Source organism: Caenimonas aquaedulcis (assembly GCF_015831345.1).
Lineage (GTDB): Bacteria > Pseudomonadota > Gammaproteobacteria > Burkholderiales > Burkholderiaceae_C > Ramlibacter > Ramlibacter aquaedulcis.
Genome location: NZ_JADWYS010000001.1, coordinates 1,736,408 through 1,757,098, shown reverse-complemented (window position 1 = coordinate 1,757,098; position 20,691 = coordinate 1,736,408). Strand labels below are relative to the sequence as shown.

At 69.2% G+C, this 20,691-nt stretch carries 18 protein-coding genes and 1 pseudogene; 17 read left to right on the top strand and 2 right to left on the bottom strand.

The annotated features are described in order from the left end of the window. Nucleotides 1-8: 8 nt before the first annotated feature. The 14 genes and pseudogenes from I5803_RS08455 to I5803_RS08390 all read left to right on the top strand — a co-directional run bounded on the left by I5803_RS08455 (nt 9) and on the right by I5803_RS08390 (nt 15,868). Nucleotides 9-1,211 (top strand): acetyl-CoA acetyltransferase, encoded by a 1,203-nt coding sequence (locus tag I5803_RS08455; protein WP_196985927.1) that lies wholly within the window; start codon nt 9-11, stop codon nt 1,209-1,211. A gap of 3 nt (nt 1,212-1,214) precedes the next feature. After that, a complete protein-coding gene (locus I5803_RS08450) occupies nt 1,215-2,012 on the top strand; it encodes an enoyl-CoA hydratase/isomerase family protein (protein WP_196985926.1) in 798 nt (265 codons plus the stop codon). Further along, nucleotides 2,009-2,791, top strand: coding sequence for an enoyl-CoA hydratase-related protein (locus I5803_RS08445; RefSeq protein ID WP_196985925.1), 783 nt, complete (start codon nt 2,009-2,011; stop codon nt 2,789-2,791). Before I5803_RS08450 ends, I5803_RS08445 begins: the two co-directional genes overlap by 4 nt. A 1-nt stretch (nt 2,792) precedes the next feature. Then, nucleotides 2,793-4,303: pseudogene (locus tag I5803_RS08440) on the top strand (3-hydroxyacyl-CoA dehydrogenase). 43 nt (nt 4,304-4,346) lie between these two features. Continuing rightward, a complete protein-coding gene (locus I5803_RS08435) occupies nt 4,347-5,669 on the top strand; it encodes a phytoene desaturase family protein (RefSeq protein WP_196985924.1) in 1,323 nt (440 codons plus the stop codon). Nucleotides 5,670-5,695: 26 nt separating this feature from the next. Next, a complete protein-coding gene (locus I5803_RS08430) occupies nt 5,696-7,378 on the top strand; it encodes an acyl-CoA dehydrogenase family protein (protein WP_196985923.1) in 1,683 nt (560 codons plus the stop codon). Nucleotide 7,379: 1 nt separating this feature from the next. Beyond that, nucleotides 7,380-8,606 (top strand): CoA transferase, encoded by a 1,227-nt coding sequence (locus tag I5803_RS08425; protein WP_196985922.1) that lies wholly within the window; start codon nt 7,380-7,382, stop codon nt 8,604-8,606. Nucleotides 8,607-8,713: 107 nt separating this feature from the next. Next, nucleotides 8,714-9,754, top strand: a complete 1,041-nt coding sequence (locus I5803_RS08420; protein ID WP_196985921.1) for a TRAP transporter substrate-binding protein — start codon at nt 8,714-8,716, stop codon at nt 9,752-9,754. Nucleotides 9,755-9,761: 7 nt separating this feature from the next. Beyond that, nucleotides 9,762-10,265, top strand: coding sequence for a TRAP transporter small permease (locus tag I5803_RS08415; protein WP_196985920.1), 504 nt, complete (start codon nt 9,762-9,764; stop codon nt 10,263-10,265). Beyond that, nucleotides 10,265-11,572: a TRAP transporter large permease gene (locus tag I5803_RS08410; protein ID WP_196985919.1), complete on the top strand. Its 1,308-nt coding sequence runs from the start codon at nt 10,265-10,267 to the stop codon at nt 11,570-11,572. Before I5803_RS08415 ends, I5803_RS08410 begins: the two co-directional genes overlap by 1 nt. A gap of 10 nt (nt 11,573-11,582) precedes the next feature. Then, nucleotides 11,583-12,647 (top strand): phosphotransferase family protein, encoded by a 1,065-nt coding sequence (locus I5803_RS08405; protein ID WP_196985918.1) that lies wholly within the window; start codon nt 11,583-11,585, stop codon nt 12,645-12,647. Then, nucleotides 12,644-13,135 carry a hypothetical protein gene (locus I5803_RS08400; protein ID WP_196985917.1) on the top strand — a complete coding sequence of 164 codons (492 nt, stop codon included), beginning with the start codon at nt 12,644-12,646 and terminating at the stop codon, nt 13,133-13,135. The genes I5803_RS08405 and I5803_RS08400 overlap by 4 nt, the downstream gene beginning before the upstream one ends. Nucleotides 13,136-13,164: 29 nt before the next feature. Next, complete coding sequence (locus I5803_RS08395) at nt 13,165-14,301, top strand: Rv3169 family protein (protein WP_196985916.1); 1,137 nt, start codon at nt 13,165-13,167, stop codon at nt 14,299-14,301. A 13-nt stretch (nt 14,302-14,314) separates the two neighbouring features. Continuing rightward, entirely contained in the window at nt 14,315-15,868 is a 1,554-nt protein-coding gene (locus I5803_RS08390; RefSeq protein WP_196985915.1) for an acyl-CoA synthetase, read from the top strand. 1 nt (nt 15,869) lies between these two features. On the opposite strand, the gene I5803_RS08385 is transcribed toward I5803_RS08390, so the two are convergent. Together I5803_RS08385 and I5803_RS08380 are read right to left on the bottom strand one after the other, a co-directional pair. Further along, the gene (locus I5803_RS08385; RefSeq protein ID WP_196985914.1) at nt 15,870-16,547 is read right to left on the bottom strand and encodes a TetR/AcrR family transcriptional regulator; all 678 of its coding nucleotides are present in this window, start codon (nt 16,545-16,547) and stop codon (nt 15,870-15,872) included. A gap of 26 nt (nt 16,548-16,573) precedes the next feature. Next, nucleotides 16,574-18,124: a class I adenylate-forming enzyme family protein gene (locus I5803_RS08380; RefSeq protein WP_196985913.1), complete on the bottom strand. Its 1,551-nt coding sequence runs from the start codon at nt 18,122-18,124 to the stop codon at nt 16,574-16,576. Nucleotides 18,125-18,201: 77 nt separating this feature from the next. On the opposite strand from I5803_RS08380, the gene I5803_RS08375 reads away from it, so the two are divergent. The 3 genes from I5803_RS08375 to I5803_RS08365 are packed head-to-tail and all read left to right on the top strand — an operon-like array spanning nt 18,202 to nt 20,690. Continuing rightward, a complete protein-coding gene (locus tag I5803_RS08375; RefSeq protein WP_196985912.1) occupies nt 18,202-18,651 on the top strand; it encodes a nuclear transport factor 2 family protein in 450 nt (149 codons plus the stop codon). Between the two features lie 6 nt (nt 18,652-18,657). Continuing rightward, nucleotides 18,658-19,803, top strand: coding sequence for an Rv3169 family protein (locus I5803_RS08370; RefSeq protein WP_196985911.1), 1,146 nt, complete (start codon nt 18,658-18,660; stop codon nt 19,801-19,803). Between the two features lie 14 nt (nt 19,804-19,817). Continuing rightward, nucleotides 19,818-20,690, top strand: coding sequence for a branched-chain amino acid ABC transporter permease (locus I5803_RS08365; protein ID WP_196985910.1), 873 nt, complete (start codon nt 19,818-19,820; stop codon nt 20,688-20,690). The last annotated feature ends 1 nt before the right edge of the window (nt 20,691 follow it).

Genomic DNA, 20,691 nt, shown 5'->3' with positions numbered 1-20,691 from the left:
AATCGATCATGGCAACAGGCATCAAGGACAAGGTGGCCATCCTCGGCATGGGCTGCAGCAAGTTCGGCGAACGCTGGGACGCGAGCCCCGAGGACCTGATGGTCGAGGCGTACACCGAGGCGATGGCGGATGCGGGCATCACGCCCGAGCAGCTCGGCGCCGCCTGGTTCTCCACGCACATGGACGACGTGGGCACCGGCCGCGGCGGCACGCCGCTCAGCATCGCGCTGCGCCTGCCCAACATCGGCGTGACGCGCGTGGAGAACTTCTGCGCGGGCGGCTCCGAGGCGATCCGCGCCGCGGTGTATGCCGTGGCCGCGGGCGCGTGCGACATCGCCCTGGCCGTGGGCGTCGAGAAACTCAAGGACACGGGTTACGGCGGCCTGCCGATGTCCACCGTGGGCACCTACATCCCGCAGTGGTACCCCAATGCCGTCGCGCCGGCGAACTTCGCGCAGCTCGCGTCGGCCTACCGCACGCGGCACGGCGTGGACGCGGCCCTGCTCAAGCGCGCCATCGCGCACGTGTCGGTGAAGAGCCATGCCAACGGCGCCAAGAACCCGAAAGCGCACTTCCAGAAGGCGGTGAGCGAGGAGACCGTGCTGAAGGCGCCGATCATCGCGGAGCCGCTGGGCCTCTTCGACTGCGCAGGAGTCTCCGACGGCGCGGCCGCCGTGATCGTCACGCGGCCCGAGATCGCGCGCGAGCTCGGCAAGCGCAACCTCGTGACCTTCAAGGCGCTGCAAGTCGCGGTGTCGAACGGCTGGGAGCTGCAGTCGAGCGAATGGGACGGCAGCTATGTCCACACCACGCGCATCGCCGCGAAGCGGGCGTACGACGAGGCCGGCATCCGCGATCCGCGCAAGGAAGTGAGCATGACGGAGGTGCACGACTGCTTCTCCATCACCGAGCTCGTCACCATGGAGGACCTCTTCCTCTCCGAAACCGGCCAGGGCTACAAGGATGTCCTGAACGGCGACTTCGACGCCGAGGGCCGCATCCCCTGCCAGATCGACGGCGGCCTGAAATGTTTCGGGCACCCCATCGGCGCGAGCGGCATCCGCATGCTGTACGAGCTGTACCTGCAGCTGCAGGGCCGGGCCGGCGCACGCCAGCTCGCCAACCCCACGATCGGCCTCACGCACAACCTGGGCGGCCAGCCCTCGCAGAACGTGTGCTCGGTGTCCATCGTCGGCCTCGAGGGCGCGTGAGCGATGGGTGAGCCTGTCGTCCTCGTCGACCGTCCCGCGCCGCACGTCGCGCGGCTGCGCATCAACCGGCCCGACAAGCGCAACGCGATCGACTACGACGTGCGCCAGGGGTTCATCGAAGCGCTGCCCGCGCTCCTGGCGGACAGCAGCGTGCGCGCGCTCGTCTTCGGCGGTGTGCAGGGCGTGTTCTCGGCCGGCGGCGACGTCGCGAGCATGGAGGGCCTGGACGAGCAGGGCGCGCGCGAACGCTTTCGCCACATCCACAAGCTGTGCCGGCTGGTCGCGGGCGCGCGCATCCCGGTGGTGAGCGCGATGGAAGGTTTCTCGGCGGGCGCCGTGGTGGGCCTCGCGCTGCTGGGCGACCACATCGTGGCCGGGCCGGGCACGAAGATCCTCTTTCCCTTCCTCAAGCTCGGCCTCGCGCCGGACTGGGGGCAATTGCTCACGCTGCCGCGCCGCGTCGGTCTCGGGCACGCGCGGCGCATCCTCTCGAGCGGCGACACGCTAGGGGGCGAGGAAGCCTTTCGCATCGGCCTCGCGGATACGCTGGTGGCCGATGCGCAGGTGATGGACACCGCCGTGTCCCGGGCGGCCGCGTTCGCGCAATTGCCCGCCGACGCCTTTGCGCGCATGAAGCGGCGCCTGAACGAGCCCGCACCCTCGCTGGAAGCCGAGTTCCAGCGCGAGGCCGACGACCAGGCCGTGCTGTTGACCGGCCCGGAATTCCGCGAAGGTTTCGACGCGTTCCGCAACAAGCGCGCCGCGGACTTCATCGCCCTGCCGGGAGCCGGGAAGCCATGAGCGACGTCGTCACGCCGCCCGTGCTCGTCCAGCGCGAAGGCGCGGTCGGCATCGTCACGCTGAACCGGCCCGACAGGCGCAACGCGCTCGATCTCGCGATGCGCGCCGCCATCGCTTCGGCCTTCACCGACCTGCAGGCCGACGCGGGCGTGAAAGCCATCGTGGTCACCGGCGGCGACGCCGTGTTCGCCGCGGGGGCGGACTTGAACCTTCTGGTGGACAAGGGTTCGCAGCAGGTCGCCGACATCGACCTCGGCCGGTACTGGGCGCCGGTGGCCGGCAGCCGCAAGCCCGTGATCGCGGCCGTGAGCGGCTTCGCGCTGGGCGCGGGCTGCGAGCTCGCGCTGATGTGCGACTTCATCGTCGCCGACCCCAGCGCGCGCTTCGGCCAGCCGGAACTCGCGGTGGGCATCATGCCCGGCGCGGGCGGCACGCAGCGCCTCGTGCGAACCCTCGGCAAGCAGGTCGCGAGCCTGATGCTGCTGACGGGCGAGCAGATCACGGGCGAGCGCGCGTTCGCGCTCGGGCTGGTGGCCGAACTGGCGGGCGACGGACAGGCGCTCGCGCGCGCCATCGAGCTCGCGCGCAAGGCCGCACGCATGCCGCCCAAGGCCGTGGAGGCGACCCGCCGCGTGCTGCGCCAGGGCGCGGACCTGCCGCTCGAGGCGGCGCTCGCGCTCGAGAACCGCGAGTTCCTGCTGCTCTTCGACACCGCCGACAAGACCGAAGGCATGCGTGCCTTCCTCGACAAACGCAAGCCCGATTTCACCGGGACCTGACATGAACGACACAACGATCGGCGTCATCGGCGCCGGCACCATGGGCCGCGGCATCGTGCAGCTTTTCGCGCAGGCAGGGCACCGCGTGCTGTGCCACGACGCGCAGCCGGGCGCGGCCGCCAAGGCGGTGGATTACGTGGGCGGCATGATCGGCCGCGGCGTGGAGAAGGGCCGCATCACGGCGCAGGAGTTCGCGCGCATCCAGGGCCGCATCCATGCGGCCGCCGATATCGCCGCGCTGTCGGAGTGCGGCGTCGTGATCGAGGCCATCGTCGAAGACCTCGAGGCGAAGCGCTCGCTGTTCCGCGCGCTGGAGGCCGTCGTGCGCGGCGACGCGATCCTCGCAAGCAACACCTCGTCGCTCACCGTGGCCGAGATCGCCGCCGCCTGCGCGAAACCCGAGCGCGTCGCCGGGCTTCATTTCTTCAACCCGGTGCCGCTGATGAAGGTGGCGGAAGTGATCGCCGCGGTGCGCACCTCGCCCGCCACGGTGGAGACGCTGCGCGCCCTGACCGAGGGCGCGGGCCATCGCGCGGTGGTCACGGCCGACCAGCCGGGCTTCCTGATCAACCACGCAGTCGCGGCCTCTACACCGAGGGCCTGCGCATCGTCGAGGAGCAGGTGGCTTCGCCCGCCGATGTCGACGACGTGCTGCGCGATGCCATGGGTTTTCGCATGGGTCCGTTCGAGCTGCTCGACCTCACCGGGCTCGACGTGTCCTCGAAAGTGATGGCTTCGATCTACGAACAGTTCCAGCAGGAGCCGCGGTTCAGGCCTTCGTCGCTCGTCGCCCCGCGCGTCGCGGCGGGCCTGTTCGGCCGCAAGAGCGGCGAGGGCTGGTACCGCTACGACGGCGAAGGCAGGAAGATCGCATCGGCTTCACGTCCGGCACCGCTGCTCGCGTCCGGCACGCGGGTCTGGATCGATCCCGAAGCGCACGCCGCCGATGAACTGCAGGCGCTTGTCCTGAACGCCGGTGCAGCGATCGCGGCCAATCATAGTGAAGCCGACCTCGCCATCGTCCAGCCCTGGGGCCGGGATGCCACGGCCACCGCGATGGCGCTCGGCCTCGACGCCACCCGCTGCGTGGCGGTGGACCCGCTGCCGCCGCTCGCGCTGCGCCGCACGCTGATGCTCACCGCCGTCACATCGCCGCAGGCGCGCGATGCGGCGCATGCGCTTCTTTCGGCCGACGGCACGGCCGTCACCGTGATCGGCGACAGCCCCGGCTTCATCGCGCAGCGCGTGATGGCGACCATCGTGAACATCGCCTGCAACATCGCGCAGCGCGGCATCGCGAGCGTGGCCGACCTGGAAGCCGCCGTGCCCCTGGGCCTGGGCTATCCGCACGGCCCGCTCGCCTGGGGCGACCGCCTCGGCGCGCCGCGCATTCTCGCCATCCTCCGGGCGCAGCTCGAAGCCACCGGCGATCCGCGCTACCGCGCGAGTCCCTGGCTCGTGCGGCGCGCCGGGCTCGGCCTGCCGCTCACCACACCCGAGGCCGCGCGCTGAGCGCGACCTGCCCGCACATCCCCCATCCACCCAGGAGAACCGAATGAACGCTCCCACATCCAATCCCGCGCGCTACGACGCGGTCATCATCGGCGCCGGCGCCGGCGGCCTGTCCGCGGCGGCGCGCCTCGTCGCCGCCGGCAAGAAGGTGCTCGTCGCCGAGCGGCTGGACCGCGTCGGCGGCCGCGCGTCCAGCGAGCAGATCGACGGCTTCACCGTGAACATCGGCGCGATCGCGATCGAGCGCGGCGGCGTGTTCGAGGAAACCTTCGACCTGCTCGGCGTGCCGCTTGACATCCGAGAGCCGAGCCCGGCCACGGTGTTCTTCATCGACGGCAGGGTGATCAACGTCGCCAAGGGCGGCTGGGGCATGCTGCTCGGCACCTTCACCAAGCAGGCGGCGAAGATCGGCGCGAAGTTCTCCGACGCGCGCGCGGGCGGCGACCTGCCCGAGGCCAAGATGAGCACCGCGGAGTGGCTGTCGCAGTACACGGGCAACGAGACCGTGCATGCGATCTTCCGCAACCTGTGCGCGGCCATCTTCGCGGCGAACGCGGACGAAGTGCCGGCGCGCGCCTTCCTCACCTACTTCGCGATCAAGGGGGCGTTCAAGCGCTTCGGCTTCTGCCCGCGCGGCACCATCGGCCTCTGGAACGACCTGGCCGGCGGCATCCGCAGCCGGGGCGGCGAGGTGTGGACGGGCGCAGCGGTCAAGGCGCTCCATGCGCAGGACGGCCGCGTCACCGCGCTCGACATCGACAAGGACGGCGTGACGCAGCGCGTCGAGGCCGACGTGTTCATCAGCAACATCGGCCCGGCCGCCACCGTGGCGCTGCCCGGCGCCGAAGCGTTCGGCGCGGAGTACATCGCGCAGACCCGCCAGCTGCTGAAACCCGCGGCCAACATCGTCATCAACTTCGCGACGCAAAAGCGCCTGATCGACGTGCCCGGCCTCGTCACCTTCGGCAAGACGCGCACCCTGTGCAACATGGGCGAACTCACGGCGACCTGCCCCGAGCTCGCGCCTGCCGGCTGGTACCAGTACGTGGCGTATGCGGTGCCGCGCCCGGCGATCGGCGACTTCGACGAGAAGGCCCAGATCGAGGACTCCCTGCAGGACCTGCGCGAGCAGTTCCCCGGCTTCGCCGACGCGAAGATGCTGTCGATCCGCGTGATGCGCGGCGAGTGGCCGGCGCAGCGCTCCTGCGCGGGCTTCGACATGTCGCAGGACACGCCGCTCGCGAACTTCTGGCACGTGGGCGATGCGGTCAAGGACTATGGCGACGGCGGCACCCAGGCCTGTGCCTACACTGGGCGCGAGGCCGCGAAAAAAGCGCTCGGCTACATGAGCCCGGCCATCGCCTGAGCGACCACCAGACCACGGGAAGACACATGGACGACGCACGGCAACAGCAGGCCGCCTCCGCACACCGGGTGTTGGCGGCGCTGCGCGCATCATTCGACGCGGCGGCGGCGGCGCTCGCCGCGCGATGCAGCGAAGGCGGCAAGCTGAACGCGCGCAAGCTCGACGCCGAGCAGGTGCCCAGCTTCGAGCTGGCCTGGGCGGGCGCCGAGCTGCTGGCGGCCGAAACCGGCATGGCCGCGCTGCAGGCCGACGCGCCCGCCGTGGCGGTGGACCTCGCACTGATCTTCTGCGTCGAGGCGGCCACCGCGGTGGTCGCGCGGCTGGAGACGCTGTACCTGGAGCTGGGCCTGTCCCTGGCGCCGCTGCGCGAACTGCAGTCGCAGCCGGCCTGGGACGGGTTGCGCCGCGATGCGGGCGGCGCGCGTGCGCTGGAAGCAGCCGGGCGCGCCGTCGCGCTGTCGGATGGCGAGGTGGGTCCCACCGAACTCGACGAGCCGCATGCCCTCGCGCAGGAAGCATTCCGGCGTTTCTCGGCCGAGGTGGTGGCGCCGCAGGCCGAAGCGATCCACCGCGACGACCTCACGATTCCCGAGAGCCTGTTGCAGCCGCTGCGCGAGATGGGTGTGTTCGGCCTGGCGATTCCCGAGAAGTTCGGCGGCAGCAGCCCCGACGACCGCGAGGACACCCTGCTCATGGTGGTGGTGACGGAGGCGCTGTCCGAAGGATCGCTCGCGGCGGCCGGCAGCCTGATCACGCGGCCGGAGATCCTGAGCCGCGCGCTGATGGCAGGCGGCACCGACGCGCAGAAGGCCGAGTGGCTGCCGAAGCTCGCGGCCGGCAATCCGCTGTGCGCGATCGCGATCACCGAGCCCGACTACGGCTCGGACGTCGCGGGCCTCGCCCTGAAGGGCGTGCGCGTCGACGGCGGCTGGCGTCTCACCGGGGCCAAGACCTGGTGCACGTTCGCCGGCAAGGCCGGTGTGCTGATGGTGGTGACGCGCACCGATCCGGACCGGTCCCTGGGCCACAAGGGCCTGTCGCTGTTGCTGGTGGAAAAACCTTCGTACGAAGGCCATGATTTCGAATACGTGCAGGACGGCGGGGGAACGCTCGCCGGGCGCGCCATTCCCACCATCGGCTACCGCGGCATGCATTCCTTCGACCTCTCGTTCGAGAACTTCTTCGTGCCCGATGCGAACGTCGTCGGCGGCGAGGCGGGCCTCGGCAAGGGCTTCTACCTCACCATGGCGGGGATGGTGGGCGGCCGCATGCAGACCGCGGCTCGCGCGTGCGGCGTGATGCGCGCGGCCCTGCGCGCGGCGATCCGCTACACCGGGGACCGAAAGGTGTTCGGCTCGGCGCTGGCGGAGTTTCCGCTCACGCTCGCCAAGCTCGCGCGCATGGGCGCGCGGCTTGCCGCCTGCCGGCAGCTCGCCTATTCGGTGGCGCGGCTGGTAGACACCGGCGCGGGCCGCATGGAGGCGAGCCTCGTGAAGCTGCTCGCCTGCCGCTCGGCGGAGCTGGTGACGCGCGAGGCGCTGCAGTTGCACGGCGGCATGGGCTATGCGGAAGAGACGGCCGTGAGCCGCTACTTCGTCGATGCGCGCGTGCTGTCGATCTTCGAGGGCGCGGAAGAAACGCTGGCCCTCAAGGTGGTCGCGCGCAGCCTGATGGAACGCGCACTGGGCATTGCGCCCTCGGGGGCTTGAGATGGCGGCGACCGGCGTCCTCTCGGGCATGCGCGTGGTGGAGGCCGCGGCCTTCGTCGCCGCGCCGCTGGGCGGCATGACGCTCGCGCAGATGGGCGCCGACGTGATCCGCATCGACACGCTGGGCGGCGGCCTGGACTACCGGCGGTGGCCGGTCACCGATGACGACACCAGCCTGTTCTGGACCGGACTCAACAAGTCGAAGCGCTCTGTCGCGCTGGACCTGTCATCGCAGGAGGGCCGCGAACTCGCCATGGCGCTGATCTGCGCGCCGGGCCCCGACGCGGGCCTGTTCGTCACCAATTTCCCGCCGCGAGGCTGGCTCGATTACGACAGGTTGCGCGCCGGAAGAAGCGACCTGATCCAGCTCACGCTGCAAGGCGACCGGCATGGCGGCTCGGCGGTGGACTACACCGTCAACCCGCGCCTGGGCGTGCCTGCGATGACCGGCCCCGCGTCCAGCGGCGAACCGGTGAACCACGTGCTGCCGGCATGGGACCTGATCACCGGCCAGATGGTGGCCGTCGGCCTGCTCGCGGCGGAGCGCCATCGCGGACGCACCGGCCAAGGCCAGCACATCAAGCTCTCCCTGCAGGACGTGGGACTTGCCGTCATGGCGCACCTCGGCTTCATCGAGGAAGCGCGCCGCGGCCAGCCGCGCGCACGGCACGGCAACGAGCTCTTCGGCGCCTTCGGCCGCGATTTCCGTTGCGCGGACGGCGAGCGCGTGATGGTCGTGGGGCTCACCGGCAAGCAGTGGCGCGCCATCGCGGACGCCACCGGGCTGGGCGCCGAATTCGACGCGCTCGGCCGGCAGCTGGGCCTCGACCTCGCGCAGGAAGGCAACCGTTTCCGCGCGCGGCGCGAGATCGGCGAGCGGGTCGGCGCGTGGATCGCGGCGCGTCCGCTCGCGGCGGTGGCGCAGGCCTTCGACGCGCAGGGCGTCTGCTGGACGCGCTACCAGGGCATCGAGCAGCTGGTCAATTCCGATCCCGAGTGCAGCCCGGCGAACCCGATGTTCTCCACGCTGCATCAGCCCGGCGTCGGCGAAGTGCTGGCACCCGGCATCCCGCTGGACTTCCAGGGATCCGGGCGCCTTCCGGCGCAGCCCGCGCCGGTCCTGGGCCAGCACACCGAAGAGGTGCTGGCGCAATTGCTGGGCCTGGACACCGCGCAGTTCGGACGGCTGGCCGAACGCGGCGTCGTCGCCCGGCCGCCTGTCGGCTGAGCCCCGTTTTCTCCGTGTAAATACTATGCAACCCCCCGGGATTTGCTCATAATATAAACCGTCCCGTCGGTCTATTTAACGGCCCCCACCCCCTTCAGGAGACATCCATGCGTGCTACCTTCCGACAACTCGCCGCGGCACTTACGGTGCTCGGCGCTTCCCTCGCCGCGCTGCCGGTTTCCGCGCAGACGACAGTCATCAAGTACTCCAACTGGCTGCCGCCCGGCCAGGCCATGCGCGTCAACGTGATCGAGCCGTGGATCGCGGAAGTGGAGAAGGTCACGCAGGGCCGCGTGAAGATCGAGACGCAGCCGAAGGTGGTGGGCACCGTGCCCGCGCAGTTCGACGTGGCGCGCGACGGCCAGGCCGACCTGGTGATCTTCGTGAACGGCTACACGCCCGGGCGCTTCGACATCATGGAAGTGACCGAGCTGCCTTTCACCAGCGACAACGCCGAGCAGTACGCCGCCGTCGTCTGGCGCTTCTACCAGAAGCAGCTCGTGAAGTACGGCGAGTACAAGGGCGTGCACCCGCTCAGCGTGTTCGTCGTGGGCACGGGCCAGTTCTTCAACAACAAGAAGCCGATCAAGACCATGGCCGACTTCAAGGGCATGAAGCTCCGCAGCCCGCAGGCCGGCGTGAACCAGAGCCTCACGCTGCTCGGCGCGGTGCCGGTGCTCAAGCCCATCTCCGAGCTGTACGAGCTGCTGTCGTCGGGCGTCCTGGACGGCACGGTGCTGGTGCCCGAATCGGTGGCATCGTTCAAGCTGGCCGACTCGCTGCCTTACGCCACCATCATCCCGGGCGCGCTCTACAACACCATCCTCACCCTGGGCATCAACGAGGACAAGTGGAAGAGCATCCGCAAGGAAGACCAGGACGCGATCATGAAGATCTCGGGCGAGCCTTTCGCGCGTTCGGTGGGCCGCACCTACATGCAGGGCGACGAGGCCACCTGGGCCGCTTACCGCAAGGCCGGCCGCACGATCGAGACCGCGAGCCCCGCGATGATCGCCGAGATGAAGACGGCCCTCAAGCCGGTGGAAGCCACCTGGATGGAGAAGGCGAAGAAGAAGGGCGTCGCCCAGCCCGAGAAGCTGATCGAGGCGCTTCACGCCGAGCTCGACGCGGTCAAGGCTGGAAAGTAGACGCGCCATGACAAAAGGCCCGACGCGCCAGGCGGTGCGGCTGCTGGAGGCGGCCAGCGCGGTGGCACTGCTCCTTCTCATGCTGCTGGTGCTGGTGGACGTCGCCGGCCGCAACGTGCTGAACAAGCCCGTGCCCTGGAGCACGGAGCTGCTGGAGATCATCGTGGGCGTGATGATCTTCCTGCTCTACCCGGTGCTCGCGCTGCAGTCGGGCCACATCACGGTGGACCTGATCCACGTGCGCCCCTCGCTGCGGGTCGTGCAGCGTCTCCTCGGGGCGGTGGTCGGCGGCACGCTCTTCGGCGTCATCGCCTGGTGCCTGAGCCGCCAGGCGATCCGCGCCCTGGGTTACGGCGAAGCGTCGCCCATTCTCGGCATTCCGCTCGGGTGGGTACTCGCCACGATGTCGGTGCTGGCCGGCGTCTGCACGCTGGCCTTCATCGTGTCGGCCGTCGGCGTGCTGCGCAACAGGGAAACGCCGGCGCAGCTCGCCGGCAACGAGGTGATCTGATGCTTGCCGCCTGCCTGGGTTTTCTCATCGCTTTCTCGTTCATCCTCTTCCAGGTGCCCATCGCCACCGCGCTGGGCCTGGTGGGGTTCGGCGGCTACGTGATCCTCAACGACTGGAAGCCGGCGCTCAGCATGGTGGCCACCGTCACCAAGGACAGCACGCTGGTCTACACGCTGATCGTGCTGCCGCTCTTCGTCCTCATGGGCAACCTGGTGGCCGGTGCGGGCATCTCGGTGGACCTGTTCCGCGCGGCCCAGGCCTTCATCGGGCGCCGCCGCGGCGGCCTCGCGATGGCCACGGTCGCGGCCTGCGGCGGCTTCGGCGCGATCTGCGGCTCCAGCGTCGCGACCGCGGCCACCATGGGCAAGGTCGCCATCCCGGCGATGCGCAAGCTCGGTTACTCGGATTCGCTCTCGGCGGCATCGGTGGCCGCGGGCGGCACGCTCGGCATCCTGATTCCGCCCAGCATCATCATGGTGGTGTACGGCGTCGCGACGCAGACGCACATCGGCAAGCTGTTCGCCGCCGGCATCGTGCCCGGCATCATCGCCATCTTCGGGTACATGGCCGCGGTGAAGTGGTCCGTGTGGCGCAACCCGGCGTCCGCTCCGCTCGCCGACGAGATGGAAAAGACCGACAAGGCGGCGCTGCTCAAGTCGCTCTGGCCGGTCGCCGTGATCTTCGGCGTGGTGATGGGCGGCATCTACGGCGGCTTCTTCACGTCGATCGAGGCGTCCGGCATCGGCGCCTCGGCGGCGATGGTGTTCGCGATGACGCACCACTCGCTGAAGATGAAGGACATCTACGCGATCCTGGTCGACACGGCCAAGACCTCGACCATGATGTTCGGCATCATCCTGGGCGCGGCGCTGTTCGGCGAGTTCATCAACCTCACCGGCGTGCACGAGGGCTTGCTGAAGGTGGTGAACGGCAGCGGCCTGCCGCCCTTCGGCATCATCCTGCTGATGATCGTCCTGTACATCCTCCTGGGCAGCGTGCTCGAGAGCCTGTCGATGATCCTGCTCACGATCCCGATCTTCTTCCCGATCATCAAGCAGCTCGGCTACGACCCGGTGTGGTTCGGCATCCTGATCGTGGTGGTGGTCGAGATCGGCCTCATCCATCCGCCCATCGGCGTGAACCTGTTCGTGATCCGCTCGGTGATGCCCGACATCCCGATGATGTCCATCGTCAAAGGGGTCATTCCCTTCATCGTGGCGGACTTGTTGCGTATCCTGTTGATCGCCTCGGTGCCGGCGCTCTCGCTGTGGCTGCCGAACCTGCTCTTCAAGACCGCCGTTGGATGACGCCGCTCCCGTGACCGATCTCTCGCTTCCCCCGCCGCTGGACCTGCGGCCCGAAACCCTGGGCCCCCGCCTGGCCGCCTTCCTGCAGGCACGCTGGGGCGAGCCGGTGCAGCTGTCGGACTGGAAACGCTTTCCTGCGGGCTTCTCGTGGACCACGATCGGCTTGCGCGCGCTGCGCGCCTCGCAGGCGGAGCCGCTCGACCTCATCCTGCGCGTGGGCGACCCGCGCGGGCTGCTCGCGCCGTACAGCGCACAGCCCGAGTACGTGGCGCTCGCCGCGTTGCAGGACGTGCCGGGCTTGCCGGTGCCCAGGGTGCATGCGTTCAGCGACGACACGTCCTTCATCGGCGCGCCCTTCCTCATCACGCAGCGCGTGGACGGCGATACGCCGATGCCGTGGAAGGGCGATGCCGCCCGGCGCGAGGAGGCGCACAACGCGTCGCTCGCGCTCGACTTCATCGATGCCGTCGCCGCGCTGCACCGCGTGGACTGGCGCGCGACGCCGCTCGCGCAGCTCTGGGCGGGCGTGGACACGAACACGCTCGCGCTGAACCAGGTCGAAACGTGGGCTCGCCATGCCTGCATGCTGGATGGCGGCCACCGCGCGGGGCGCTCGCCGCAGATGCACTACACGCTCGCCTGGCTGCGCCGCCACGCGCCCGCCGGCGGTCACGCGGTCATCGTGCACGGCGACTACCGGGTGGGCAACTTCCTGCAGCAGGACGGGCATATCACGGCCATCCTGGACTGGGAGCTGGTGCACCTGGGCGACGCGCACGAAGACCTCGCGTGGGCGGGCCTGCGCGTCTTCGCGGGCGGCTCGCCGCGCATCGGCGGGCTGGTGGACCGCGACCTCTTCTACAAGCGTTACGCGGAACGCACGGGCTTCACGCTGCAGCCGCGGGTGCTGCGTTTCTACGAAGTGCTCGGCCTCTTCAAGAGCGCCGCGATGCTGGTGGGGGCGGTGCGCCGTATCGAGACCGGGCAGGCGCGCGACATCCGCATGGCGTCGATGGGCTTCCAGCTCGCGTCGACCCTGCTCGAGATCAACCGCCTGATCGCGGAGGCCGCATGAAGCAGTCGCTCCCCGAACTGGTCCGCGCCGCGCGCGTCGCGCTCGCGGAAGCGGTGCGGCCGGAGCTCACCAGCGACCATGCGCGCTCGCAGCTCGCGGGTGTGCTGGACATCCTCGCCAAGCTCGAACGCATGGTGGTGTGGTCGCCGGAGGCACTGCGCGAGCAGGCGGCGCTGTTGCGTGCCGGCTGCCAGGCGTTCACGGCGCGCCTCGCGGCGGACGGCGTGACGCCACCCCCACTCACCACGCCACCCGGTTCGCCGGACGACTCCGCCGAGGCGCAGGCCCACGCGGCGGAAGAACAGGTCATGCAGCTGACCGACTGGCTGTTCGATCCGTCGACCCGCGTCGCAGAGGCCTTGCGCAGCGACCTCGACCGCATCCTGCAGCAGGCCCTGCGCCAGGCGCTCATCGTCGAGCGCAAGCTGATCCCGCTCACCGATTTCACCGCCATGTCAACGGCCGCCTCCCCGTCCCCGAAGGACTGAGCGTGCGCCCCAACCAGGATGACGATTCCATGCTGACTCCCCAGGACGACCTGCTCGGCCACCCGACTTCCGGCACCTTCGACGGCACCGGCGGCCCGACAACCCAGGCCGGCAACGGCGACCCGCGTTTCACCGAGCGCTACTGGTACACCGGCCAGCCGCTGGACGGCACGCCCATCATCTTCGACATCGGCCTGGGCTACTACCCGAACAAGGGCGTGATGGATGCCTTCGCGGGCGTGACCATCGGGCGCAAGCAGATCAATTTCCGCGCGTCGCGGCGGCTTGCCGGCAACCCGCTGGAGAGCACCGTCGGGCCGCTGAAGATCCAGGTGGAAGAGGGGCAGTCGCGCCACCGCGTCACGCTGGGCGAGAATGGCTCGGGCATCTTCTTCGACTTCCAGTTCCAGGCGAGCTTTCCGGCGGCGAAGGAAAAGCAGAGTTACCGCGAGCGCAAGGGCGTGGTCGAGGAGGACCTGGCCCGCGTGGCGCAGCTGGGCCGGTGGCAGGGCTGGATCGTGGCCGACGGCAAGCGCTACACGGTGGAGCCCGCGACCTGGTGGGGCCAGCGCGACCGCTCGTGGGGCATCCGCTCGGAGATGCGCACCGACGACGCGAAACCCCCGGTGCAAACGCACAGCAACTTCTTCTGGACCTGGTCGATGTTCCAGTGCGAGAGCGTGGCCGTGTCGATCTTCCTGAAGGAACGCGAAGCCGGCAAGCCCTATTACCTCTCCGGCGCGGAATTCGTGCGGCAGCCGGACGGCAGCGTGAAAAAGCGCGAAGCGACCGGCGCCACGCACGACCTCGTGTGGGCGGACGATCCGCTCGGGCAGAGCATCGAGAGCGCGACGCTGCGCCTCGAGTTCGAGGAAGGCCCGCCGCGCGAGCTGCGGCTGCAGGCGCTGCCCACGCGCTTCTACCTGAAGGGTGGCCTCTACGGCGGCTTCGGCGGCTGGAACCATGGCGACGACCGCGGCGAGTACGAGGAGGCGCATGACGTCTGGAACCTGGACGATCCGCAGGTGCGCGCACGCGCCCGCACGCTGTCCGACCACGTGGTCCGGGTGACGACCGACGGGCTCACGGGCATCGGCATCGCGGAATACGGCGTGGCCGAAGGCTTCGCGCGCTATCCCGCGCCGCAGCGTTTCCCGGCCTTGTGAGGAGGACGACGTCATGCAACTGACGCAAGCATTGACCCGCGCGGTGCAGACCCGCCATGCCCACACCGCCACCATCTACCAGAACCGCAAGCGCAGCTGGAAGCAGGTCGGCGAACGCGTGCCGCGCCTGGCGGCGGGGCTGCGCGGCCTGGGGCTGAAACGCGGCGACCGCCTCGCCGTGCTGGCGCTCAACAGCGACAACTACATCGAGCTCTTCTTCGCGGCGGCCTGGGCCGACCTCGTGCTGGTGCCGCTCAACACGCGCTGGGCGGTGCCCGAGAACGTGTACACGCTGCGCGATGCGGAATGTTCCGCGCTGATGGTGGACGACGCGTTCGCGGCGCAGGTGCCGCAGCTGTTGGCGGGCCACCCGATGCCGCAGGTCGTGCACATGGGCGACGGGGCCACGCCCGTCGGCCTGCGCAGTTACGAGGCGCTGGTTGCCGATTCGAAACCGATGGCCGACGAGTGCGGCAGCGGCGACGAGCTGTGCGGCATCTACTACACCGGCGGCACGACGGGCCATCCCAAGGGCGTGATGCTCTCCCACGCGAACTTCACCGCCGCGTCGATCAACTGGATCGCGACGCTGCATTTCGACGAGGACACGGTGTACATGCACTCGGCGGGCCTGTTCCACCTGGCCGGCGCGTCGCCGGCGTTCGCCCTGACGATGGCGGGCGGCACGCACGTTTGCCTGCCCAAGTTCGATGCGATGCTGGCCTTCGAGGCCATCCAGGAGCACCGCATCAACTACTGCCTTTTCGTGCCGACGATGATCAACATGATGCTGAACCATCCGGATTTCGACCGATACGACCTGACCAGCGTGCGCTACTGCGAATACGGCGCGTCGCCGATGCCAGACGCGGTGCTGGAGGCGGCCATCCGGAAGCTGCCGTCGTGGGTGTTCATCCAGGGCTACGGCATGACGGAGACGGCCGCGCTCACGGTGAGCCTGCCCTGGAAATACCACTTCGACGGCGAGCACGGCAAGGCGAAGCGGCAGGCGGCAGGCCGCGCCGCCTATGGCGTGGACGTGAAGATCGTGGATGCGGACGGCCAGGAAGTGCCGCGCGGCACGCCCGGCGAGATCGCGGTGCGGGGCGCGCAGGTGATGCTCGGGTACTGGAAGAAGCCCGAGGCCACCGCGGCGGTGCTGCGCAACGGCTGGATGCATACCGGCGACGGCGCCTTCATGGACGAGGACGGCTTCGTCTACATCGTCGACCGGGTCAAGGACATGATCATCAGCGGCGGCGAGAACATCTATTCGCGCGAGGTCGAGAACGCGGTGCATGCGCACCCGGCGGTGCGCGAGTGCGCGGTGATCGGCGTGCCCGACGAGAAGTGGGGCGAGGCCGTGATGGCCGTCGTCTCGCTCAAGGACGGCAGGACAGCCACGCCGGCCGAGATCATCGAGCACTGCAGGACGCTGATCGCGGGCTACAAGTGCCCGAGGCACGTGGAATTCCGAGATGCGCTCCCCCTTTCCGGCGCGGGAAAGATCATGAAGAACGTGCTGCGCGAGCCCTACTGGGAAGGCAAGAAGCGGTCGGTGAACTGAACTAGCGCGCGCCCAGCGCCCGCCGCGTCATCTTGAGCGCCGCGCTCACGACTTCGTCCACCGATGCGCGCGAGGGCGTCCACCACTCCACCGTCCAGTTGAGCGCGCCGAGGATCAGCAGGCGCAGCGCGCGCCGCTCGTTGGGGCTGGGGTAGTCCTTGCCCATCACGGCGTCGTCCACGAGCTTCTGCCAGATCTTCCCGTAGCGCGCCTGTTCCTTCTCGACTTCGGCGCGCAGGTGCTCCGGCATCTGGCCCGCGTTGCGCACGGCCGCCTCGGTGTAGTGGGAGATCTCCAGCACGTAGCGCAGGTGCGACTCCACCGCCACCGCGAGCCGGTCGATCGGTGCAATGCCGGGCGCCAGCGCGGCGAGCGCCGCTTCGGTGTGCTTGCGCACCTGCGTGCTGCCGGTCAGGAGCACGGCCACGACGAGCTCTTCGCGCGACGCGAAGTAGTAGTACAGCGTGGAGATGCGCAGGTCCGCGCGCCTGGCGATGTCGGCGAGCTTGGTGCCGGCATAGCCTTCCTGGCTGAGCACATAGGCGGCGGCGTTGAGGATGCGCATGCGCGTGTTGTCGGACTTGCGCAGTTCGCCGTCCGGCACGTCGCTCAGCATCGCGTCGCGGCCGGCCGCGGTCGTCTGTTCGATCTTGGTCGGGGGTGTGGGCTTCTTGGGCATGTTGGAGCGGATTCTGAACGAAGTCGTCAGCTGCCCGCGATCCGCCCCGCATGGCCGGCCCACCAAGGATCCTTCAGGGAGTTGCGCAGGACCTTGCCTGTCGCCGTGCGGGGCAGGGCAGGGGCGAAGTCGACGGAGGTCACCTTCTTCACGCTCCCCACGATCTCGCGCACGTGCGCCATGAGCTCGGCCGCGCTCGCCGATGCGCCCGGGCGCAGAACCACCACGGCCTTGGGCGTCTCGCCCCACTTTTCGTCGGGCACGCCGAACACGCAGGCCTCGGCCACGGCGGGGTGGCGCTGCAGCGCCTCTTCCAGTTCGGTCGGCCAGACGTTGTAGCCGCCCGAGACGATCATGTCGTCCTTGCGGTCGACGAGGTAGATGAATCCGTCTTCGTCGAGATAGCCCATGTCGCGGGTGAGGATGCTGCCGTCGGCGAGCGTGCGCGCCGCGGTGGCCTTGGCATCGCCCCAGATGCCCGTCATGGTGCATCCGCGCGCGGCGATCTCGCCGATCTCGCCCGGGGGCAGCACCTCGCCCTCTTCACCGCGGATCGTCACGATCACGTTGGCGGTGGGCCTTCCCACCGAGCGAAGCCGGCGCATCTGCGCATCCGTGCCGCTCGTGACGTGCTGGTGCGGCAGCAGCATGCTCACCGGCGCCGTCTCGCTCTGGCCGTACATCTGGTAGAGCGCCTTGCCGAAGATCTCGATCGCGAGGCCCAGCGTGGAGGCGGCGATGGGCGAGCCGGCGTACATGAGGCATTCGAGGGCGGACAGGTCGCGCCCGCGCGCGGTCGGGTCCTTCAGCATCTCGCGGATCATCACGGGCGCGGCGACCGCGTGCGTGATGCGCAGCGACTCCAGCAATTCCAGCGTGCGCGCCGCATCGAACGACGGCATGGGCACGATGCGCGCGCCCACCGTCAGCATGCTCCAGAGGAAAGCCACGCCCAGGTGCGCGAGCGAGGTCGGCACGAGGTAGCGGCTGCGCTCGGTGACCAGCGGGGTGGACCAGCGCCATTCGGCGTTGTACTTGCGCCAGTCCGCGATCGAGTGGTAGATGCCCTTGGGTTTGCCGGTGGTGCCGCTGCTGAAGCGGATGATGTGCGGGTGGTCGTCGCCCACCTCCAGGGGAACATCCTCGCTGGAAGCGCCGGCGAGGGCGCTTTCGTAGTCGAGCATGCCAGCCGGCGCGGGGCCGCCGTAGACGATGACCGTCTTCAGGTGCGGCAGGCCTTCGAGCAGCGGCGCCACCGCCTCGATGTACTTCGCCTGTACAAGGAATACCCGCGCCCCCGTGAGCTCCAGCAGGTAGCGGTTCACCGTGCTCGAGTGATAGGTGTAGAGCGTGGCGCGCGGATGCGCGCCGAGGGCGCACGCGGCGGCCTGCTCCACGGTCTCGGCGGCGTTGTCCCCGAGCATCGCCACCGGGTCGCCCGGGCCCGCCCCCGCCGCGCGAAACACGTTGGCCAGGCGGCAGGCGCGATCGAACATCTGCGCGTAGGTCTGCTCGCGGCCTTCGAACCAGACGGCCACGTTGCCCGCGTACATGCGGGCCGAGCGGCGAATGATCATTGCGGGATCCATGACTTGCCTTTCTTCCGGGTTCCGGTTTATTATAGAATCGAAATTCGATTCGAAAAGGAAAAACGATGCAGATCAAGCCCGCACCCACCACGCCCCCAGCCGTCGTTCCCTACGGCCATCCCGATTTCTTCGATGCCTACGGCGCCGCCTGGGGCTTCAAGGAAACGCTGATCAACTTCTACGCGCCCGACGGCCAGTACACCGACAAGGCCTCCATGGTCGTCGTGAAGGGCCACGAGATGCTGGCGCGCTTCATGAAGGTATACCTGCAGTTCTCCCCGAAGTGCACGGTGACTTTCATCAACTGGATCAAGTCCGACAAGGGCTTCGCCGCCGAGTGGGTGTGGGAAGGCACCAACGACGGCCCGCTGCGGCTGCACGGCCAGGAAAGCCCGAAGAACGGCAAGCCGTGGTCGATTCCCGGCATCTCGATCTGCACCGTCAACGACCAGGGGAAGATCCAGACGCACGCGGACTACTGGGATTCCGATGCGCTCCTCGCCACCTGGAAGTGAGCGGACATGAGCGTGCAAGACAACGCCGGGCCGATCCAGCCCAACGACGACCTGCTCGGCCACCAGACGCCGGCGCGCATGTCGCGTCCCGCCATGGCCGACACGGCCGAGGCGATCTTTACCGAACGCTACTGGTACATGGGCGCCTCGGTGCCCGACGGCAGGACGGTATTCGGCGCCGGGCTGGGCTACTACCCCAACCGGGGCGTGATGGACGGCTACGCCGGCTTCACGCTGGACGGCGTGCAGCACAGCTTTCGCGCCTCGCGCCGGCTCGGCGCGAACCCGCTGGAAACGCGGATCGGCCCGCTCTCCATCGAAGTGGGCGAGGGCCTGGGCGTGCACCGCATCCGTCTCGCGCCGAATGACTCCGGGCTCGCGATGGACATCGAGTACCGCGCCTCGCACGCGCCCAACGACGAGGGCCGCGACGTGCTGGAGAAGTCGGGCCGCGTGGTGGCCGACGTGACGCGTTTCGTGCAGTTCGGCCACTACACGGGCTGGGTCGAAGCGCAGGGGCAGCGCAGGGAATTCGACCGGCAGCCGCTCTGGGGCGCGCGCGACCGCTCGTGGGGCCTGCGTGTGGAAGCGCGGACCGACGAGTCGCATCCCCCGGTGACGCGCTTCAAGCCGCTTTTCTTCGGCTGGGTGTGCGCGCAGTTCGAGGACCGCGGCATCCACTTCTTCCTGAAGGAATCCGCGCCCGGCGAAACCCGGTTCTTCGTCGGCGACGAGACCGCGCCACTTGGACGCCCGGCCGACACCGTGGCGATCGTGGGCGTGGAGCACGAGCTCGAATGGGCCGACGATGCCTACAGCCAGCACCTGGCGGGCGGCGTCTTCCACCTGCGCTATGCCGACGGCACGCGCAAGGCGCTGAAGCTGCGCGCGCTGCCGGCCAAGTTCTACCTGAAGGCCGGGCTCTACGGCGGGCTGGACGGCTGGTTCCAGGGCGACGACAGGGGCGCGCTGCACACCGACCACACCCGGTGGGACCACGCCGACCCCGAGACGCGCCGCAAGCTGCGCACGCTGGCCGAGCAGCCGATGCAGTTCGAACTCGACGGCCGCATCGGCTACGGAACCATCCAGTGCGGGCTTTCCGCCGGCTACCCGAGGTATCCGCAGGTGCAGCACCTGCCGGTGATGTAGACGGCGCGGTCTCCATGCTCCTCCTTCAAATCGTCGTCGCCGGCGTGGCGCAGGGCTGCGTCTACGGCCTGATCGCGCTCGGCTTCGTGCTGATCTACAAGGCCACCGAAACCGTCAATTTCGCGCAGGGCGAGCTGATGATGCTCGGCGCCTTCGCCGGCTTCGGCTTCATGGCGCTCGGCCTGCCGTTCTGGATGGCGGGTGTGGCATCCGTCGCGGCGATGGCGCTGGTGGGACTGGGTCTGGAGCGGGTGCTGATCCGACCGGTGCTGGGGCAGCCGGCGTTTTCAATCGTGATGCTCACCTTCGGCCTGGGCTACGTCGCGCGCAGCGGCATCACCATGCTTCCGGGAATCGGCACCGAGACCCACATGCTCGCCGCGCCGTACAAGGGCGCCGTCCTGAGGGCGGGGGGCGTGGTCATGGCCGCGGAGCACATGGTGATCATCGGCGCGACGGCGGTGCTGTGCACCGCGCTCTGGATGCTGTTTCGCTTCACGCGCATCGGCGTTGCCATGCAGGCTTCGTCGCAAAACCAGCTGGCCGCGTACTACATGGGCATCCCGGTGCAGAAGCTGAATGGCCTGGTGTGGGGGCTGGCGGCGGCGGTGGCGACGGTGGCCGGACTGCTGCTCGCGCCCATCACCTTCGTGCATGCCAACATGGGCTTCATCGGGCTGAAGGCCTTTCCCGCCGCCATCGTCGGCGGGTTCAGCAGCCTGCCGGGCGCCATCGTGGGCGGCATCGTCATCGGCGTGGTCGAGGCGCTCTCAGGCTTCTACCTCCCCGAGGGGTTCAAGGACGTCGCACCCTACGTCGTCGTCCTCATCATGCTGACCGTGAAGCCGACCGGCCTCTTCGGCGAACGCGCGCGCAAGAAGGTCTGAC

Excerpts from the sequence above, each read along its gene's own strand:
- I5803_RS08410 (WP_196985919.1), top strand. The coding sequence starts at position 10,265 with ATGCTTGCCGCCTGCCTGGGTTTTCTCATCGCTTTCTCGTTCATCCTC.
- I5803_RS08435 (WP_196985924.1), top strand. The coding sequence starts at position 4,347 with ATGAACGCTCCCACATCCAATCCCGCGCGCTACGACGCGGTCATCATC.
- I5803_RS08375 (WP_196985912.1), top strand. The coding sequence starts at position 18,202 with ATGCAGATCAAGCCCGCACCCACCACGCCCCCAGCCGTCGTTCCCTAC.
- I5803_RS08390 (WP_196985915.1), top strand. The coding sequence starts at position 14,315 with ATGCAACTGACGCAAGCATTGACCCGCGCGGTGCAGACCCGCCATGCC.
- I5803_RS08450 (WP_196985926.1), top strand. The coding sequence starts at position 1,215 with ATGGGTGAGCCTGTCGTCCTCGTCGACCGTCCCGCGCCGCACGTCGCG.
- I5803_RS08380 (WP_196985913.1), bottom strand. The coding sequence starts at position 18,124 with ATGATCATTCGCCGCTCGGCCCGCATGTACGCGGGCAACGTGGCCGTC.
- I5803_RS08365 (WP_196985910.1), top strand. The coding sequence starts at position 19,818 with ATGCTCCTCCTTCAAATCGTCGTCGCCGGCGTGGCGCAGGGCTGCGTC.
- I5803_RS08455 (WP_196985927.1), top strand. The coding sequence starts at position 9 with ATGGCAACAGGCATCAAGGACAAGGTGGCCATCCTCGGCATGGGCTGC.
- I5803_RS08395 (WP_196985916.1), top strand. The coding sequence starts at position 13,165 with ATGCTGACTCCCCAGGACGACCTGCTCGGCCACCCGACTTCCGGCACC.
- I5803_RS08445 (WP_196985925.1), top strand. The coding sequence starts at position 2,009 with ATGAGCGACGTCGTCACGCCGCCCGTGCTCGTCCAGCGCGAAGGCGCG.
- I5803_RS08425 (WP_196985922.1), top strand. The coding sequence starts at position 7,380 with ATGGCGGCGACCGGCGTCCTCTCGGGCATGCGCGTGGTGGAGGCCGCG.
- I5803_RS08430 (WP_196985923.1), top strand. The coding sequence starts at position 5,696 with ATGGACGACGCACGGCAACAGCAGGCCGCCTCCGCACACCGGGTGTTG.
- I5803_RS08370 (WP_196985911.1), top strand. The coding sequence starts at position 18,658 with ATGAGCGTGCAAGACAACGCCGGGCCGATCCAGCCCAACGACGACCTG.
- I5803_RS08400 (WP_196985917.1), top strand. The coding sequence starts at position 12,644 with ATGAAGCAGTCGCTCCCCGAACTGGTCCGCGCCGCGCGCGTCGCGCTC.
- I5803_RS08420 (WP_196985921.1), top strand. The coding sequence starts at position 8,714 with ATGCGTGCTACCTTCCGACAACTCGCCGCGGCACTTACGGTGCTCGGC.
- I5803_RS08385 (WP_196985914.1), bottom strand. The coding sequence starts at position 16,547 with ATGCCCAAGAAGCCCACACCCCCGACCAAGATCGAACAGACGACCGCG.
- I5803_RS08415 (WP_196985920.1), top strand. The coding sequence starts at position 9,762 with ATGACAAAAGGCCCGACGCGCCAGGCGGTGCGGCTGCTGGAGGCGGCC.